General features: G+C 55.3%; 16 protein-coding genes. 11 read left to right on the forward strand and 5 right to left on the reverse strand.

Annotated features, from left to right (window positions below; all coding sequences use genetic code 11):
* The first annotated feature begins 73 nt into the window (after positions 1–73).
* The 7 genes from GCU45_RS13460 to GCU45_RS13490 all read left to right on the forward strand — a co-directional run bounded on the left by GCU45_RS13460 (position 74) and on the right by GCU45_RS13490 (position 7,504).
* Entirely contained in the window at positions 74–1,162 is a 1,089-nt protein-coding gene (locus tag GCU45_RS13460) for an alcohol dehydrogenase catalytic domain-containing protein (protein WP_240913347.1), read from the forward strand.
* Positions 1,163–1,328: 166 nt separating this feature from the next.
* On the forward strand, positions 1,329–2,378 hold the full coding sequence (locus GCU45_RS13465) for an ABC transporter ATP-binding protein (RefSeq protein WP_152399315.1): 1,050 nt from the start codon (positions 1,329–1,331) through the stop codon (positions 2,376–2,378).
* The gene (locus GCU45_RS13470) at positions 2,375–3,253 is read left to right on the forward strand and encodes a carbohydrate ABC transporter permease (RefSeq protein WP_089549057.1); all 879 of its coding nucleotides are present in this window, start codon (positions 2,375–2,377) and stop codon (positions 3,251–3,253) included. The genes GCU45_RS13465 and GCU45_RS13470 overlap by 4 nt, the downstream gene beginning before the upstream one ends.
* Before the next feature lie 187 nt (positions 3,254–3,440).
* Positions 3,441–4,181: a carbohydrate ABC transporter permease gene (locus GCU45_RS13475; protein WP_084204006.1), complete on the forward strand. Its 741-nt coding sequence runs from the start codon at positions 3,441–3,443 to the stop codon at positions 4,179–4,181.
* A gap of 46 nt (positions 4,182–4,227) precedes the next feature.
* The gene (locus tag GCU45_RS13480; RefSeq protein WP_244364559.1) at positions 4,228–5,562 is read left to right on the forward strand and encodes an ABC transporter substrate-binding protein; all 1,335 of its coding nucleotides are present in this window, start codon (positions 4,228–4,230) and stop codon (positions 5,560–5,562) included.
* A 42-nt stretch (positions 5,563–5,604) separates the two neighbouring features.
* The gene (locus tag GCU45_RS13485) at positions 5,605–6,393 is read left to right on the forward strand and encodes a glycerophosphodiester phosphodiesterase family protein (RefSeq protein ID WP_152399316.1); all 789 of its coding nucleotides are present in this window, start codon (positions 5,605–5,607) and stop codon (positions 6,391–6,393) included.
* A 43-nt stretch (positions 6,394–6,436) separates the two neighbouring features.
* Positions 6,437–7,504 (forward strand): phage baseplate protein, encoded by a 1,068-nt coding sequence (locus GCU45_RS13490; RefSeq protein ID WP_152399317.1) that lies wholly within the window; start codon positions 6,437–6,439, stop codon positions 7,502–7,504.
* 143 nt (positions 7,505–7,647) lie between these two features.
* Here GCU45_RS13490 and GCU45_RS34400 read toward each other — a convergent pair whose 3' ends face one another.
* Complete coding sequence (locus tag GCU45_RS34400; protein ID WP_152399318.1) at positions 7,648–7,779, reverse strand: stalk domain-containing protein; 132 nt, start codon at positions 7,777–7,779, stop codon at positions 7,648–7,650.
* 505 nt (positions 7,780–8,284) lie between these two features.
* Complete coding sequence (locus GCU45_RS34405; protein ID WP_256993005.1) at positions 8,285–8,416, reverse strand: hypothetical protein; 132 nt, start codon at positions 8,414–8,416, stop codon at positions 8,285–8,287.
* 325 nt (positions 8,417–8,741) lie between these two features.
* On the opposite strand from GCU45_RS34405, the gene GCU45_RS13500 reads away from it, so the two are divergent.
* Positions 8,742–10,268, forward strand: a complete 1,527-nt coding sequence (locus tag GCU45_RS13500; RefSeq protein ID WP_152399319.1) for an FAD-dependent monooxygenase — start codon at positions 8,742–8,744, stop codon at positions 10,266–10,268.
* A gap of 194 nt (positions 10,269–10,462) precedes the next feature.
* Here the strand turns inward: GCU45_RS13500 and GCU45_RS13505 are convergent, their stop codons facing one another.
* Together GCU45_RS13505 and GCU45_RS13510 are read right to left on the reverse strand one after the other, a co-directional pair.
* Positions 10,463–11,593 (reverse strand): Gfo/Idh/MocA family protein, encoded by a 1,131-nt coding sequence (locus GCU45_RS13505; RefSeq protein ID WP_152399320.1) that lies wholly within the window; start codon positions 11,591–11,593, stop codon positions 10,463–10,465.
* Between the two features lie 18 nt (positions 11,594–11,611).
* A complete protein-coding gene (locus GCU45_RS13510) occupies positions 11,612–12,367 on the reverse strand; it encodes a sugar phosphate isomerase/epimerase family protein (RefSeq protein ID WP_094599618.1) in 756 nt (251 codons plus the stop codon).
* 156 nt (positions 12,368–12,523) lie between these two features.
* Here GCU45_RS13510 and GCU45_RS13515 point away from each other — a divergent pair, with 156 nt between their 5' ends.
* The gene (locus GCU45_RS13515; protein WP_152399321.1) at positions 12,524–13,354 is read left to right on the forward strand and encodes a helix-turn-helix transcriptional regulator; all 831 of its coding nucleotides are present in this window, start codon (positions 12,524–12,526) and stop codon (positions 13,352–13,354) included.
* 24 nt (positions 13,355–13,378) lie between these two features.
* On the opposite strand, the gene GCU45_RS13520 is transcribed toward GCU45_RS13515, so the two are convergent.
* The gene (locus GCU45_RS13520) at positions 13,379–14,350 is read right to left on the reverse strand and encodes an alpha-L-fucosidase (protein ID WP_152399322.1); all 972 of its coding nucleotides are present in this window, start codon (positions 14,348–14,350) and stop codon (positions 13,379–13,381) included.
* A gap of 140 nt (positions 14,351–14,490) precedes the next feature.
* On the opposite strand from GCU45_RS13520, the gene GCU45_RS13525 reads away from it, so the two are divergent.
* Together GCU45_RS13525 and GCU45_RS13530 are read left to right on the forward strand one after the other, a co-directional pair.
* Positions 14,491–15,369 carry an AraC family transcriptional regulator gene (locus GCU45_RS13525; protein WP_167527133.1) on the forward strand — a complete coding sequence of 293 codons (879 nt, stop codon included), beginning with the start codon at positions 14,491–14,493 and terminating at the stop codon, positions 15,367–15,369.
* A gap of 90 nt (positions 15,370–15,459) precedes the next feature.
* Positions 15,460–16,575, forward strand: a complete 1,116-nt coding sequence (locus GCU45_RS13530; protein WP_152399324.1) for a substrate-binding domain-containing protein — start codon at positions 15,460–15,462, stop codon at positions 16,573–16,575.
* Positions 16,576–16,638: the final 63 nt, after the last annotated feature.

A 16,638-nucleotide genomic window follows, 5' to 3' on the forward strand; every position in this document is an offset into this window, starting at 1 on the left:
CAGGCCCGATCGAATGATAAGGAAATCCAGTATTAAAAAAACCAAATAACGTCACATGGAGGTGTTCCCTGATTTGAGTACGATTACGCAAACGGTGGACTCCCGGTCGCTCCGGCTCACCCACCCCCACCATGTCGAAGAAATGACGATGGATCGGACCGTCACGGAAGGATTCGTCGTCATTGAACCCACTTTGGCCAGCATCTGTCATGCCGACCTTCGGTATTTCGGAGGCCTTCGGAAACCCGAAGTCCTTGCCCGCAAGCTGCCGATGGCCCTGCTTCATGAAGGCATCGGGAAAGTCGTCGGCGGCTCCTCCAAGCTTCAAGCGGGACAGCGGGTCGCCATCGTGCCGAACCTTCCGGGCTATCTGCTGAACGGCATCAAGCACGATGAGTGCTGTCCGGCCTGCCGGGGAGACATTCCGGAGAATTACTGCTACAACGGCAAGTTTCTCGGAAGTACGATCGACGGTATCGCGCAGAGCCGGCTCGTCATTCCGGAGGCATGCGCCATTCCGATCCCGGATTCGATCCCGGATGACATTGCCGTGCTGGCGGAGCTGTGCAGCGTATCCTACCGGGCGATCCGCCCCGTGGCCGATCTGCTGGACAGCGCACAGGTCGCCGTATTCGGAGACGGCCCGGTCGGCTTCCTGACCGCCGCCATGCTCCATTATGCCTTTGGCGTGAGCACGGAGCGCCTGACGGTATTCGGCGCCATTCAGGAGAAGCTGGAGCATTTCACGTTTGCCCGGACCGAAATGGTGCAGGAATACGATTTTCAAGGCGGCTGGAAGGTTGATGTCGTGCTGGAATGCACAGGCGGAAGATTTAGTGAAAGCGCCATCAATCAAGGGATCGACTTACTTCTCCCTGGGGGCCATCTGATCGCCATGGGCGTCAGCGAGGATCTGGTTCCTATCAATACGCGGGATGTGCTGGAGAAAGGCATTACGATCCACGGCAGCAGCCGCAGCTCGCACAGCGATTTTCGGAAGGTGCTTGAAGTGATGCAGCAGGAGGAATGTCAGGAGACGCTCCGGCAGTTGGTGCCGGATGACTATATCCCGGTGAGCAAGGCAGAAGACTTTGCGGGCGCAATGGAATCTGCCCTGGCTCACAGAGACTGGAAAAAGATGTACCTCGATTTTCGCTGGTGAGAGAGCGAAAATCTTGTTCAATAGTGTACCACACAAGCGGGTTGAAGTAAAAACGGCTGGAGGATGCCCAGGCATTCCTCCCTTCGTTCTTCATCATATGAAAGCGCTTGCCGTGGACGATGAACCCAAACAACACATAGCAACCGCTGGTGAAGGAGGAATCCGTGTGGCATCCATTGAGTTGGTCGATGTATCCCAATCGTTTGACAAAAACACCATCATCCCCCGTCTGAACCTGAAGATCGAAGACGGCAAATTCACCGTCCTGGTCGGTCCTTCGGGCTGCGGCAAGACCACCCTGCTCCGCATGATAGCCGGGCTCGACCGCCAGACTTCGGGGTCGGTTCTGATCGGCGGCAGCGACGTATCCGCCATTGCCCCGGGCCAAAGGGGTGTCGCGATGGTGTTTCAAAACTACGCCATTTATCCGACGATGTCCGTACGCGAGAATATCGAATTCGGCCTAAAAAACAACAAAGTACCCAAGGAGGAACGGACACGGCTCGTGGAAAGCATCAGCGAGACGGTCGGACTCCGCCCGTACCTCGACCGCAAGCCCTCCACCCTTTCGGGTGGCCAGCGGCAGCGGGTGGCGCTCGCACGGGCGATGGTCAAGAAACCTTCGGTGTTCCTGATGGACGAACCCCTGTCCAACCTGGACGCCAAGCTCCGGGTGCAGATGCGCGTCGAGCTCATCGAGCTGCACAAGAAGCTGGGCTCCACCTTCGTCTACGTCACGCACGATCAGGTCGAAGCGATGTCCATGGCCGACACCATCGTGCTGATGAATCAGGGAGAGATTCAGCAGGAGGCTTCGCCGGCTGAAATTTACCGCGAACCGGATAATCTGTTTGCCGCGCAGTTTATCGGGGTCCCTCCGATGAACGTCGGCGACATGGGGCAGGACGGAGTCCGCTTCGGCTTTCGTCCGGAGCACGGGCTGCTGTCCACCGAGCCGGCGGATGCCCATTTTACGGCCAAAGGCGTCATCTCCACCCGGGAAATGCTCGGCTCAGAGACCATCTACCAGGTCCGTACCCGGGACCATTCCTTTATGATCAAATGCACCGAAGACCTGTTCAGCGTGGACCAGGACATCTATCTCTCGGTGGACGAATCCAAGCTTTTTCTCTTCGGAGCGGATGAAAAGCGGATTTACCGCGATGACCGACGGCATAACACCTACCTTCATGCGCTAAGGGGACGTTTCCAATGAACCGGCGCAGAGTATGGGAGACGACCAGGCCGTACGCGCTCATTTTGCCGGCGATGATCGCCTTGTTCCTATTCGTGGTCTACCCGGTCTTTTATCTCATTAAATTAAGCCTGTATAAATACAACCTGCTCAATAAGGACAAAAGCAAGTTCATCGGTCTTGACAACTACCGGGAAATCTTCACCCGGGACGATTTCTATCACGCCCTGGCCAACACCGCCGTCTACACGGTGGGCGTCGTGCTCTGCACCATGCTGCTCTCGCTCGGCGTGGCCGTATGGCTGCGGAAGCGGTCGCGGTTCAACGCCATTCTGCAGGCCGGCCTGTTTACACCGCATATCATTTCGATCGTCTCCATCGCGCTCGTCTGGATGTGGCTCATGGAGCCGGGACATGGCCTGCTCAATTATGTGCTGAAGGCCTTCGGACTTCCGGGATCACCCTGGCTGCAGAGCTCCAGCACTTCCATGATCTCCGTGATCCTGGTCTCGGTGTGGCACAGCATCGGCTATTACGCCCTCATAATGGTGGCGGCGCTGCAGAGCATTCCCCCGACCATCTACGAAGCCGCTGCGCTGGACAATGCCAGCAGGTTCAAGGTGTTCTGGAAAATTACGCTGCCGCTGATCTCGCCGCAGTTGTTTTTCATCCTCGTCATCATGACGATCGGCTCCTTCAAGGTGTTCGATACGGTCAAAATCATGACCGGGGGCGGCCCCAACGGCTCAACGACGACGCTCGTGTACTACATCTACGAGTTCAGAACGACCAGCATCGGCTTCGCTTCGGCCACCGGCGTCGTGCTGATGGCGATCATCGCTGTGCTGACCTTTGTTTACTTCAAAGTCCTTGCCCAGCGGATTCACTACCAATGAGCCGCACCATGGGCAGACAACAACCTGAGGGGGTGCTTTTCCCGTGCTGATCCAGGAAAAGAAACAAGTCGGCGGGAAGCTGCGTTACCGGATCCGGGACCATGCGTCCCTCCGGCTTCTGAAACGGCTTCTGGGCTTCGTGGCCAAGCTCGCCGTGCTGATCGTGTTTATTTTCCCGTTCCTGTGGATGATATCCACTTCGCTGCAAACCTTTGAGGAGACGCTGGCCTTTCCGCCAACGTGGATTCCCGCCGCACCGCAGTGGCATAACTTTGCCGAGGCCATGAGGTCGGCTCCCTTCGTGACCTATGCAAAAAACTCGGTCATCATCACCGTCTCCGTCATCGTGCTGCAAATGATCGTCATGATCCCGGCGGCGTACGCATTTGCCAAATACCGCTTCTGGGGCCGTAACCTGCTGTTCGGCATCGTGCTGCTCGCCTTCATGATTCCAGGGCAGGTGACGTTTATTCCCGTCTACCTGATGATGGCGGACTGGGGCATCAACAACACCCTTCTGCCCCAGATTATTCCGTTCATGGCCAATGCCTTCGGAATTTTTCTGCTCCGCCAGTATTTTATGCAAATCCCGCAGGAGATTATTGAGTCCGCCCGGCTGGACAATGCCAGCGAGTTCAAAATCATGCAGAAGATCATGATCCCCATGGCCGTTCCCGCCTTGGCCACCGTTGCCTTGTTCAGCTTTGTGAGCCATTGGAACGACTACTTCTGGCCGCTCGTCGTCACCGACTCGACCGCCGTCCGGCCGCTGACGATCGGGATCGCCATGCTCCGGGAATCCGAGGGCGTATCCAACTGGCATATCATCATGGCGGGCAACGTCGTGCTTGTCCTGCCGATCCTGATCGTGTATTTGTTTGCTTCCAAGCAGATCGTCAAGGCTTTTGTATACTCCGGTATTAAATAAGCTGTCGCTATGACTATTTAAATCATCTGAAAATGGAGGAGTTTCTGTGAAGAACAAGTTTCCATTCATCGCGCTGACACTGGCGCTGATCATGACTTTATTGGCAGGATGCAGCGGAGGCGGAAGCGGGTCCGAAGGCGAAACGGCAGGCACGGACAGCAAGACCGCTTCGGGAGAGGCATCCAGCAATTCCGGTAATTCCGGCTCCGGCAAGGAGACCATCCAGTTCTGGCACTCGATCGGCGGCAAGAACGGAGAGTTTCTGGACGCCATGATCAAGCGGTTCAACAGCTCCCAGGACAAAATCGAGGTCGTCGGAACGTTCCAAGGCAGCTACCAGGAAACGGTAACCAAACTGCAGCAGGCCGTTGCGGCCAAGACCGCGCCGGACGTGACGATGCTTGAGCGTTCCAACGTCCAGCTGTTTGCAGACGCTGAAGTTCTGGAAGACCTGGCCCCCTACATGGAAAAGTCCGGCCTCAGCAAGGACGATTTTGAGGAGGGGCTGATGGGGCATTCCTATTTTAACGATAAGCTGGTCTCCCTTCCGTTTAACCGCTCCACGCCGGTGATGCACATCAACAAGTCGATGCTGGACGAAAAAGGCTTGTCCATCCCGACAACCTGGGACGAATTGAAAAAAACAGCCGAAGCGCTGGTCGTCAAGGAAAACGGCGAGGTGAAACGCTACGGGCTGACGATGCCGTACGATACCTGGTATCCAATCGCCATGATTACGCAGGCCGGAGGCAAGTTCTTCAACGATGAGGGCACGTCCGTCGGTTATACGACCGAAGCGTCCAAGACCTTCAAGTATCTGAAGGAGCTGCAAAATGCCGGCGCCCTCTACTATCCGCCTAGCCAGGACTCCGGCAACATTACGAACCAGATGTTTACGAGCGGCAAGGTGGGGATTCTTTTCCAATCGACCGGTTCGATCTCCGGCCTGACTCAAGGTGCGAAGTTCGATTACGTGACGGCATTTCTTCCGCAGGATAAGCAGTACGCTACTCCGACCGGGGGCGGCAACGTGGCCATGATGGCGGCCTCCAAGCATAAGGATGCGGCCTGGGAGTTCATGCACTGGCTGATGACCAGTCCGGAAGGCGCGCAGCAGTTCGTTATCGATACGGGCTACCTTCCTTTCACGAAGCAGATGGTCGATTCGGACGCCATCAAGCAGTTGTGGGAAAAGGAGCCGAACCGGAAGGTGGCTTTTGAGCAGCTCCAATATGCCGTTGATACCAACAAGAGCGTCCAGTGGCCGCAGGTCGAGCAGGAGTTTAACAAGGCGATCCAAGCGATCATGTACGATAACAAGGACGTCGATGCCACGCTGAACAGCTACAAGGAAGAAGTGGACCGGATCTTGAAAAATTAACGTGACCCCATTTCCGCCAATAACAAGGAGGTACACTGTCTTATGCTAGAGCAATTGCAGCAGCTGCAGTCCATCGTGGTGTCCGGACACCGCGGCTGGAAGTCCGCTTATCCGGAAAATACGCTCTTGTCGTTTCAACAGGCGCTGGATCTCGGCGTCGATATGCTCGAGCTGGACCTGCGCATGACCCGCGACGACGTCGTGGTGGTCATCCATGACGCCACCGTCGACCGGACGACAGACGGATCGGGCCCGGTCGGCGATTATACGCTGGAGGAGCTGAAGATGCTGGATGCCGGCGGCTGGTTCGGCAAAGTGTTCGAGGGACTTAAAGTTCCGACCTTCGAGGAATTCTGCGAGCTGATCGCCCCTTATCCGGACGTTCTGCTGAACGTGGAGATCAAACCGGACGAACGGGCTCTGGAAACCGCAGACGCCGCCATTGTCCAGCTGGCATCCCGCGGGGAGCTTCACCGGTGCGTGTTTACGAGCTTTGACGCCACGGTTCTGGCGCATATCCACGACAAGCATGGCCTTAAGACGCAGGGCTTTCCCGGTGAGCAGATGCACAGCTATGTGCCGGGACCCGAGGGGACGATTTCGAAAATGTGGGCGGTTGGACTCAGCATGAAGCTGCTGACGCCTGCCCGGGTGAAGGAATACGAGGATCTGGGCATCCTGCCGTGGTGCTACTGCCCGGACGACGATCAGCAGGTCTACTATGCGCTTGGCTGTGGTTCCCTGCTGATGACGGTGAACAACCCGCTCCCGGCCATGCGGATTCGGGAGCAGATGGATCTCTCCCCCACAAGTTTCATGCCGCAGCCGTGAGTGTCCGGTTTCATCCCAACCCTTGATTGGAGGATTGATGTCCATGGATCATTCGAAATTTAACAGCCGTTGGGCCGTGAAGGGCTTGGCCCGCCGCACACTCATGAAATTAACGGCAGGCTTTCTGATCGCCGCCCTCCTGCCTCTCTCCGCTTCCGGCGCTCATGCGCAGCCGTCGGCGCTGAAGTCCAAAATGTTCGACCTGTCGCAGGAGGCGAAGGAAGTGATCCGCGAGAAGCCGCTGCACAACGGGACCGTGCTTCAGTCCTTTGCCATCGATAATGCGAACGGCCGTATTTATACCGTTCAGCTCATGGCCGGCGGACAGCAGCTACCCGGCGAATCCGCGCCAGTGAGCGGAGCCGCCCGCTCCAGCAGCGGCGATCTGGCCCTGACCCAGCTGGATATGAACGGAAACGAGCTGGGGCACATGTTCCTGAAGGGATTTGGCCACGGCGTGCAGATCGGCGTGGAGGCGGACGGGTCGCAGGCCTACTTATGGACGGAGACCGACTCGGTGACGGAGTCGGGAAGCGGCTGGGGAACCCAGCTGACCCGGTTCGCCTTCCAGGACGGCGCCATCCTGACGCCGGAGTCTCCGGAGCTTGAGAAGTACCGGCTGATCCCCGGTGCCGACCGGACGACGGTCCATATCGACCAGGCGAACGGGCTGCTGACGATGCGTTACCGTCTGAACGGAGCCTTCCATTTCGGCGTATATGAGCTGGAGAAAGTTAAGCAGCACATCTACGAGCCGGTGGCGGACGTCCTCCAACCTGCCCTCGGCACGTTCCAGGGCTTCGCCTCCTACGGCGGTTACCTGTATCTCCTGGAGGGCAGTGCCTACGGTTCGGCCGGCTCGGTCGAAGGCACCGGCAATACGTACATCACCGTCGTGAAGCTGAGCACCGGAGATGTTATGGACCGGCAGCTGATCCTTATCGCACCGGAACTGACGTACCGGGAGCCTGAGGGCATGTCGATCCGGATTCCGGACATCAGGCACCCGCAGAAAGCCGAGCTGTGCTTCGGCTTTGCGTCCGCCTTTACGCCTAACCGGCTCGCCAGCATCTACGCCCTTGACCGGCTCCTGCCGGAGCAGGCGCTGTAGGATTAAAGTTCAGCTGAGGAAGGCGGCCGTGTATGGCCGCCTTCCTTTTTATATGAATCTGTATTCCGGGAGATTCTAAGGACTATTCTTCAAAAGCTTATGCCCCAAGCAAATTTAAAGGAAATATTCATGTCTTTGATATTTTACGGATTGAAGGAAATATCAACATACGTCGCGCCATCCTTGGCGGATGCATTGACGGTTGCCCCTAACACTTCAGAGACAAATCTGATGGGCACCATGACTCGGCTGTTACCCCATTTGCTCCATAACATTCCCTAGATGATTTCCGAAATTTTTCAAAGTAAGGAACGCAACGAGCAAGAGGATCACAATCACACTAATCGCCACAACCACTCGTTTAAAGGTCATTTTCTACCCCATTTCTAATTAGGATCATTAACCATAGTCACGAAGGACAGCAGACTTGACTCACTTTTTCATTCATATTTAAAACCCCTGTTACTAGAAAAAGTTTAATTGTTTCGGATTTACCATCTTATATGTAACTACTACTATATTGAGAGCGTCTTGAAATTCAGTAGAATAGCAGGTGGTTGCTCCGAGCCGTTGTTTGTCTGCTATTATCTGTGCCCTCCGTTACCTTAAGGCTTAACTGTGTAGCGCTCCGCTTTTTGTGGTATACTTGAAATAGATCAAGCGTAAACTAAAAAAGCCACGATGCTGGTAACATCGTGACTTTTGACAAAGGCCGGCGGGCGACCACGGCGAGAATTCAGTTCAAGAACCGAAGAACCACCGGATTGCTAGGCTCCCAACCTAATCCCGGTGGTTTTTCTTGTTATGCCGCGCTTGCTTCCAGGCACTGACCAAAGTTTTCAGGCCAGTAATGATACCGACCAGCTTCAGCAGTCCGTCCAAAAGCTTTAAGGCCACTTCAAGAATGGACACGGCGTCACCCCCTTTCGGGTTTGCTTCGCCGCGTCCTCCCACCGGTTACTTTGTCCTTTCGATTATACCACAATCTACCATTTGCTAATTGCTAATTCTCTCACTTATCCGGACACCGGATCCTCTCATTTCACATGAAAAATGCCTCTCTCTTTCGATATAATCTGATTTAACAGCCCCAGCTTCCAAACCATATTCCCCGGCTCCCTGAACACTCCACCGGTTTGTGCCGATTACTGATCACAATCAGCTCTTTTGTTGATGGCGTTTCGAAGGGTAAAAACTATAATGTACACATAAGCTCCAAAAAAAGGAGGCAGCGATCATGCAACCTCAGGTATTGATTGTCGGCGCCGGTCCGACTGGTCTCGTTTTAGCCTTGGCCCTGGAGAAACAGGGAATTCCTTTTCGGATCATCGATCAACGCTCCGGACCGGGAGAAGCCTCCAGAGCCATGGTCGTTCATGCCAGAACCCTGGAGTTCTACCAGCAGTTCGGCATAGCGGATTCATTTGTGCAGCGCGGCATCCCCATGCATACCGGCCAAATTATGAAGAATGGCAAGCTTAAGGGAACCATCAACTTTGGTGATTTTGGAGAAGAAATCAGCCCCTATCCCTATGTACTCAGCCTGCCTCAGGACGAGCATGAAGTCCTTCTCATCGAGCATCTCGACTCCAAAGGAATCCATGTGGAGTGGAATACCGGGCTCGTTTCCCTTCAGGAAGGGAATGAAGCGGTGCATGCCGTCACGACCCGGCAAGGGAGCGAAGAGAAACAAGCGTATGCCTATGTGTGCGGATGCGATGGGGCGCATAGTACGGTCCGCAAGGAGATGGGACTGGAGTTTCCCGGAGGAACGTATGAGCAGATGTTTTTCGTGGCTGATGTGGGGAGTAAAGAGCCCGTGACAAACGTGACAATGAACTTTTTTGAAGAAGGGTTCTGTCTGGTCTTCCCGATCCGCACGAGCGGACAGGTCCGGCTCATCGGACTCATTCCGCCTAAGATCCTGAATCAGGGAGTTCCCACGGAATTGGAACCTCTGATTCCTTATGTGGAGAGAAATACGAGAGTGCACATCGGCCAGGTAAACTGGTATTCGACTTATAAAAGCCATCACCGGGTATGCGAGCATTTCCGCAAGGGACGAATCTTTATCGTCGGGGATGCGGCCCATGTGCACAGCCCGGTCGGAGGGCAAGGCATGAATACCGGCATTGGGGACGCCGTGAATCTGGGCTGGAAGCTTGCCGCGGTTCTTCTGGACAAAGCGGACGCCGGCATTCTCGATTCCTACGAGACGGAGCGGATTGCTTTTGCCCGGACGCTCGTGGCCACCACAGACCGGCTGTTCCAATCGATCGTAGGAGGCGGCATCATGACCTCTCTGGTTCAGGACATGGTCATTCCCCATATCGTTCCCCTGCTTCTGGACGTCCCGCCTATACGAAAAATGGCCTTCCAACGGCTGTCGCAAACGCAAATCCGTTACCGGGACAGCATGCTGAGCAGCGGTGCTTCCGGCTCCGTTCACGGCGGCGACCGTCTGCCCTGGATTCAGACCGCCCATGGGGACAACTTCGAACCGCTGCAATCCGTCGATTGGCAGCTGCATGTGTACGGCCAGGCATCGCAAAGTCTGCGCCGGCTCAGCGAAACGACAGGCATCCCCTTGCATGAAATGGGGTGGACGCCATCCATGAAAGCAGCCGGCATGCATCCCGATGCGGCTTTTCTGGTCCGGCCAGACGGATACGTCGCGTTGGCGGAACCTCACCAGGATACCGGTGCGATTCAGGCGTACCTCGATCGATTTCATATCGCTCCGTTTACACACGAAAAGAGCTGACGCTGGCGTCGGCTCTTTTCGCTTGTTGCTGGATGCGGTTGTATCCGAGACATGCTGAAGCAGCTATGGCGGATTCGCTTATCGCCTGGATATTGCTTGAACTCTTAGCGAGGTACGGCGGCTGGAATTCAGTCCGGATCTCAAAACATTGTCCAATCTTCCGCGGGTTTCAACTCGCCATACCTTATCTATCGTTAGATCCCAGCAGTCACCTTGTGTTTCGATGCCGCTATCCGCTTATTCAGCTCCTCCAAAAACAGATCCTCGTCGATGGGGAGTGCTACGGTGTCGCCGATCCAGCTCGACAGATGCATCGCATTGGACAGCATTAAACTGTTGATGCCCTCCTCGCCGTCAGCGATCAGCGGCGTGCCGTCCAGGACGGCCTTGGCAAACGAAGCGATGACGCCGGTATGCTGGCTGTTGTCACCTTGCGTCTCGATGACGGACACTTCCACGGGAGGCGTGGCAAAGCCGTCCTTCGTTGTAAAACAGTATTCACGCTCGTTCTGGCTCAGCTTATGCAGCGTCAGCGTATTGTTTTCGCACACCAGCTTGCCCATTTCCAGCGTAATTTCCAACCGGTTCGTTCCCGGCAGGTCAGCCGTCGTTGTGACGAATACGCCCGTGGCTCCGTTCGGGAATTCCATATATGCCGTGACGTCATCCTCCACCTCGATGTTATGCCACTTGCCTTCATGGCAGAAAGCGCGAACTTGGGCCGGCATGCCGCAAATCCATTGGAGGAGGTCGATGTTGTGCGGGCATTGGTTGATAAGCACGCCTCCGCCTTCCCCGGCCCAGGTGGCGCGCCAGCTTCCCGAATCATAATAGGCCTGCGACCGGTACCAGTCGGTAATGATCCAGTTCACCCGCTTAATCGCGCCAAGCTCGCCGCTGTGCACGAGCTCATGCATTTTACGGTACATCGGATTGGTCCGCTGGTTAAACATCATGCCGAAGATGCGGCCGCTTTCCCGCGCCTTCTCGTTCATTTCCCGGACCTGCTTCGTGTAGACGCCGGCCGGCTTTTCGCATAAAACGTGCAGCCCTTTGGTGAAAGCCATAATGGCGAGCCTTGGATGGTCGTAGTGCGGCGTCGCAATAATCACGGCATCACATAGGCCGCTGTCCATCAACTCATCCGGCGTCGCAAAGTAGCCGATATCGCCTTGCAAATACGTTTTGGCGTTCTCCAACCGCATGCCGTCCATTTCCGACACCGCAGTCAGTTCAGCCTCCGGCACGATACCCTTGTTTAATTTTTTGGCATGATCTGACCCCATATTGCCCATCCCGATGACGCCGATCCGTAATTTAGACATCTAGACCCTCCATTCTCCTTAGCGGTAGCCAAGGGAAGCCAAATTGTTGTAGCTCGTCTGCAGGCAGTCGAACGGACTCGTCTGGCATACGTCCTGCTCGACCAGCAGATATTTTGTATTCGCTTGTTCAAGCGCTTTCAAAATTGCCGGAAAATTCATGTTCCCTTCCATGACGGGGGCCATCAGCTGCTGCGTTCCCTGGACGGCCATGTCTTTCAAATGCACGCAGTGAAGGCGGTCCTTCAACTTGCCGATCCATTCGCATACGTCGGCGCCGGCCGCCTGTACCCAATATGTATCGAGCGTAATGCCCATCTCCTCCGGCGCGAAATCCTCCACCAGCCGCTCGATGAGGCGCTTGCCGCCGATTTTTTCGAACTCAAAATGATGGTTGTGGTACATGAACAGCTTGCCTGCCTTGGCGATCCGCCCTGCCGCTTCCCGGAAGTCTTCCGCGAAATACCCGTACCAGTCGAGACCGCGATATTTATCAGGCATCGACCCAATGCCGATGTAATCGCAGCCCAGAATATGATGCTCCTCAATGACTTGATCCGTTTCGTTCAAGATCCGGTCCGGGCTCGTATGCGTCAGCGCGATTTGAAGCGACAGCTCGTCGCAAATGGCGCGAAGCGTCTCGGGACGGATGGAACCGATGGCCGAAATCTGGACCGACGTATAGCCCATAGCCGCAATTTTTTGCAATGTTCGCCGAATATCTTTTTCCGTCTGGAGAAAGGATCGGACGGTATACAATTGTGCGCCTAAAATCATGAAATATGGCCCCTCCTTCAAGATTTCCAAAAGTGCATTCTCCCCTTAATTATAGTGCCGGCACCCGGAATCACCATTGTAAATCGAAGCCATAACATTGCAAATATAGCGGTCATTCGTTAGACTAAACCCAACATCGCTTGAGGGGGCGAACGGATGCTGTACGCAAATATCCATACCGACTCATTGAATTTCCACCATGCGGCCGATCGGCGCAAAACGGAGCAGTATGCGCTGCACTGCCACAATTTTTATGAGGTGTACTATTTTATCGCCGGAGAAGTCAGCTATCTGGTCGAGGGCAAGCGCTATGTACCGGAACCGCACAGCCTGCTGCTCATCGCCCCACACGTGTTCCACGGCGTAAAAATCGAAAGCGACATCCCTTATGAAAGGATATCGCTCCATTTTGTGCCCGGATTTCTTCCGCCCGAAAACCAGTCCGCCTTATTATCTCCCTTCCATCCCGATGATGGTCCGGCAGGGATCTATTACAAGGATGACGGTAACCGCGTCATGTTTACTTTTTTCAAGCAGCTGATGGATGCCCGGCACGCCGATGCCGCCATTCGCGATCTTGCGCTCCGGGTTCGCCTTGAGGCGCTGCTGTCGCAGATCTTGATCCACAGCTATGCGCTGAAAGGCACCTCGGATGCCTCTTCCTCCGGACCATCGGTCCCGCGGATTATTGCTTACGTCAACGACCATATCACCGAATCGGTCTCGCTCGACGATCTGTCCGCCGCCTTTTACATCAGCAAGCATCATTTGAACAAGATGTTCCGCAGAGCGACGGGCACAACCATCGGCAATTATATCATCCATAAACGGGTCGTGATGGCGCAGAACTTGATGCTTCAGGGCCATACCGCAAGTTCGGCGGCCGCCGCCGTTGGCTTCCATGATTATTCTTCTTTTTTCCGTGCCTATAAAAAGGTGCTGGGCTGCGCTCCGTCCGCCAAACGTCATCCCATGCTGCTCCATTAAATCGCTTCAAGGGACTGCAGCAACTTACCCCCGCGTCAGCCAGCCTTCGGGAATGACGGTCAGGTCTTCCGGTTTCCGGTACCGCTGTCCGATCTCCCGGAAGCGCTCCAGTACGTTCGCGTCCAGCAGTCCCTGCCGGTTGGGAGCCCCGTTCAACAGAAAGGTCACGTTCTGGCGGTTGCAGTCCTGAACCATGTCCAGTGCCCAATCCACTGATTTCAGCTCTCTGGCCGTATCCGTCGTTCTCCAGAACCAGGTTTTCGTTAACACGTTGCAGCTCGCGCCCGGCCCCACAAAGCCGTCTTCCACTTCCTGTCCTGCGGCATTTTCATAGAACACGACGTCCGTATGATTCAGGTTGGATTCGCAGCTGATGTTCATCAGCAAGCATTGGGGCTGCAGCGACTTGACCCATGCGTCGATTTCCTCGAACGGAAGGTTCTCATACGAAGGGCCGCCCCAATGGGCGTTCCAGCCGTCGATAATGAGGAACGGAAGCTCGCCGTAGTTCGTCAGCAGCTCCTCAAGCTGGTTTTTAATGAACTGCTTATCCTCCGGCGTGCATTTTCTCCGGCCGATTTGGTGATGCAGGTCCAGCATGGAAAAATACAGCCCCGCCTCAATCCCTTCCGCCCGAAACGCGTCCAGATACTCCTTGACGACATCCCGCTGGCTCGCTGCGTTGCGTACGCAATGCTCCGTATGCTCGGTCGGCCACAAGCTGAAGCCTTCATGATGCTTCGCGGTCAATGCCGCAAAGCTCATCCCTGCTGATTTGGCGGCCTTCGCCCACTGCGAGCAGTCCAGCTGCTCCGGATTCCAGTCCTTCGGGTCGAAAGGGAACCGGCGGGGCTCATCCCCGTTCTCGTGATCGTACTCCCAATCGATAATGTCCGAATCTGCAAACTGAAACGTCGCGCTGTTGAAGTGGATAAACATCCCGAACCGCTGATTCACAAACCACTGCTGCCTTTGAATGAGTGCCTGTTGATCCATAACTCACTGCCTCCCTGACTTCACTTAAATCATATAATATCTACCACTCTACAGGATCATATCCCTTGACACAGCTGACAATGGCGACTTCTTATAGTACAATCTCTACATTCGTTTTTTCAAAAAGGAGCTTTAGCGATATGCTCGTACTTGAACTCAAGGTGCCGCCGTTTCCGCTGCTGGCCGCGGTCGGCCATACGGTGTGGCAGGCGGGCGTGATGCACGCCGAGCGCCAATTCGAAGCCTTTGACCTGATCGTTTGCGCCAAAGGCACGCTATATATGGAGGAGAACGGGATTGCATATGATATCCGGGAAGGAACGATGCTCGTCCTGGAGCCCGGCAAGACGCACCGAGGCTGCCGTCCGACCGATCGTGAAACCGAGGTGTATTGGATCCATTTCGAATACCCGGCGGCCAAGCAGCCGGTTCTAACCGAGAAAAACCACTGGCATCAGCCGCTGCTGAACCGGTCGGATCAGGATACTCAGGCCCGGCCGGGCCTGGTGGACATCCCCAAATTTGCCGAGGTGGATTTACGCACGATGGTGCCGATCCTGCAGGACATGCTGAAAGTGCACGGCATGCTTACTCCCTACGGAGTCTACGAACTGCACATGTTATTCGGCAAGTTCCTGATCGAGCTGCAGGGAAGCATGAGAAAAGGCAGTCCGCATGCCCGCTCGTTTTTCCTTGGAGAGCAGGTCGCAGCCTATTTGGCAGACAACCTTGAAGCTCCCTTCGACTCCGCCGGCATGGAGCGCGACCTGCATTACCATTTCGATTACTTGGCGCGCTGCCTGAAACAATATTCGGGGATGAGTCCGCTTCAATACCGGCATCATCTGCAGATGGAGCGGGCCAAGCGGCTGCTGGCGCATTCGGAGATGCCCCTGGTCAAAGTCGCCGAACAATGCGGATTCCGGGACAACAACTATTTTACGCGTCTGTTTAAACGCCAAACCTCGTTTACCCCCGGCGAGTACAGGAAACGGTATCAGGTGTTTCGGGTGGATTGAAATATTGGCTTGGTTTGATATACTAAATGAAAGCTGCACACGGCTTGTGTGCACATTTCAAAGAACGTTAACGAGAATCGGAGAATAATAATGCCGAAGGACCCAGCAAAATTGTTATATCAAATGATTAAGGACGACATCCTCGCCAGAATTGAAAATCATCAGTTCGAATATGATAAACCGATTTGTACGGAGAAAAGCCTGTCCGAGCAGTACGGCGTCAGCCGCATTACCTCCAAACGGGCTATCGAGGATTTGGAGCAGGCCGGCATCCTGTACCGCAAACGCGGGGTGGGGAGCTTCGTGCGGCGTATTCCTCTATCTGCTCAGCCGGCCAGCTCTGTCACTTCCCTTCCGGACGGGCTGCCACAGGGGAGGACCATTCCGGTCATCCTGCCTTTCGCCGTCAACCAGGGCGGTTTCTTCCGGATCGTTGAGGCGGCTACCGTGCGGCTGGACGGCGCCAATGTTCATTTGGCGATCCATATTTGCGAGCCGGATCCGGATAAGATGAGAAGCCTGCTGCTCCGGCTCTTTGCTCAAGACGTGGACACCCTCATACTGTATCCGGCAGGCAACGAGCTCCATTTGGACGTGCTAAGGAAGTTTACCGAGCAGGGCAAGCAGGTCATCATTCTCGATAAGCCGCATGATATTCCTTATTTAAGCAGCGTGGTCTGCGACAATTTCGGGGGCAGCTACCAGCTGACCCGGCATCTGGTCGATTACGGGCACCGCCGGATCGCCTACGTCTCCCGCTTTTCGCACCGTGACATGTCCAGCTTGTCCGCACGCTTCAGCGGGTTTACGAAATGCATGAACGATCACGGGCTCGAAGTGGTCTCCGAGTACGTCAAATTTAATGTCACGCCCGATTACCATATGCTGAAGCATATCATCAACGGGTTTTACCGGTCGGGCGTCACCGCCATCGAGTGCGAGAACGACGAGGTCGCCTTTAACGTGTACATGTGCTGTCAAGGTTTGTCGATCCGGGTACCCGAGCAGATGAGCATTACCGGCTTCGACAATATCGAGTGGGCGGTGACCGGCAGCGCGCAAATCACCACCATCGACCAGAATTTCAGCGTCATCGGCGAAACGATCGCCGACCTCATTCTGAACGGAGACCGTCGCCCCGTCATCACGACCATCCCCGTTAGCCTTGTTCCCAGGGCCTCAACCGGGCCTGCCACGGCGGATTAACGGAAGGAAGGCAGCCCCAGGAGACGCGGTTTCCTAAATCCCAGGCACAACCATAAACGGCCC

The sequence above is a fragment of the Paenibacillus cellulositrophicus genome, from assembly GCF_009363095.1.
Classification (GTDB): Bacteria; Bacillota; Bacilli; order Paenibacillales; family Paenibacillaceae; genus Paenibacillus_AQ; species Paenibacillus_AQ favisporus.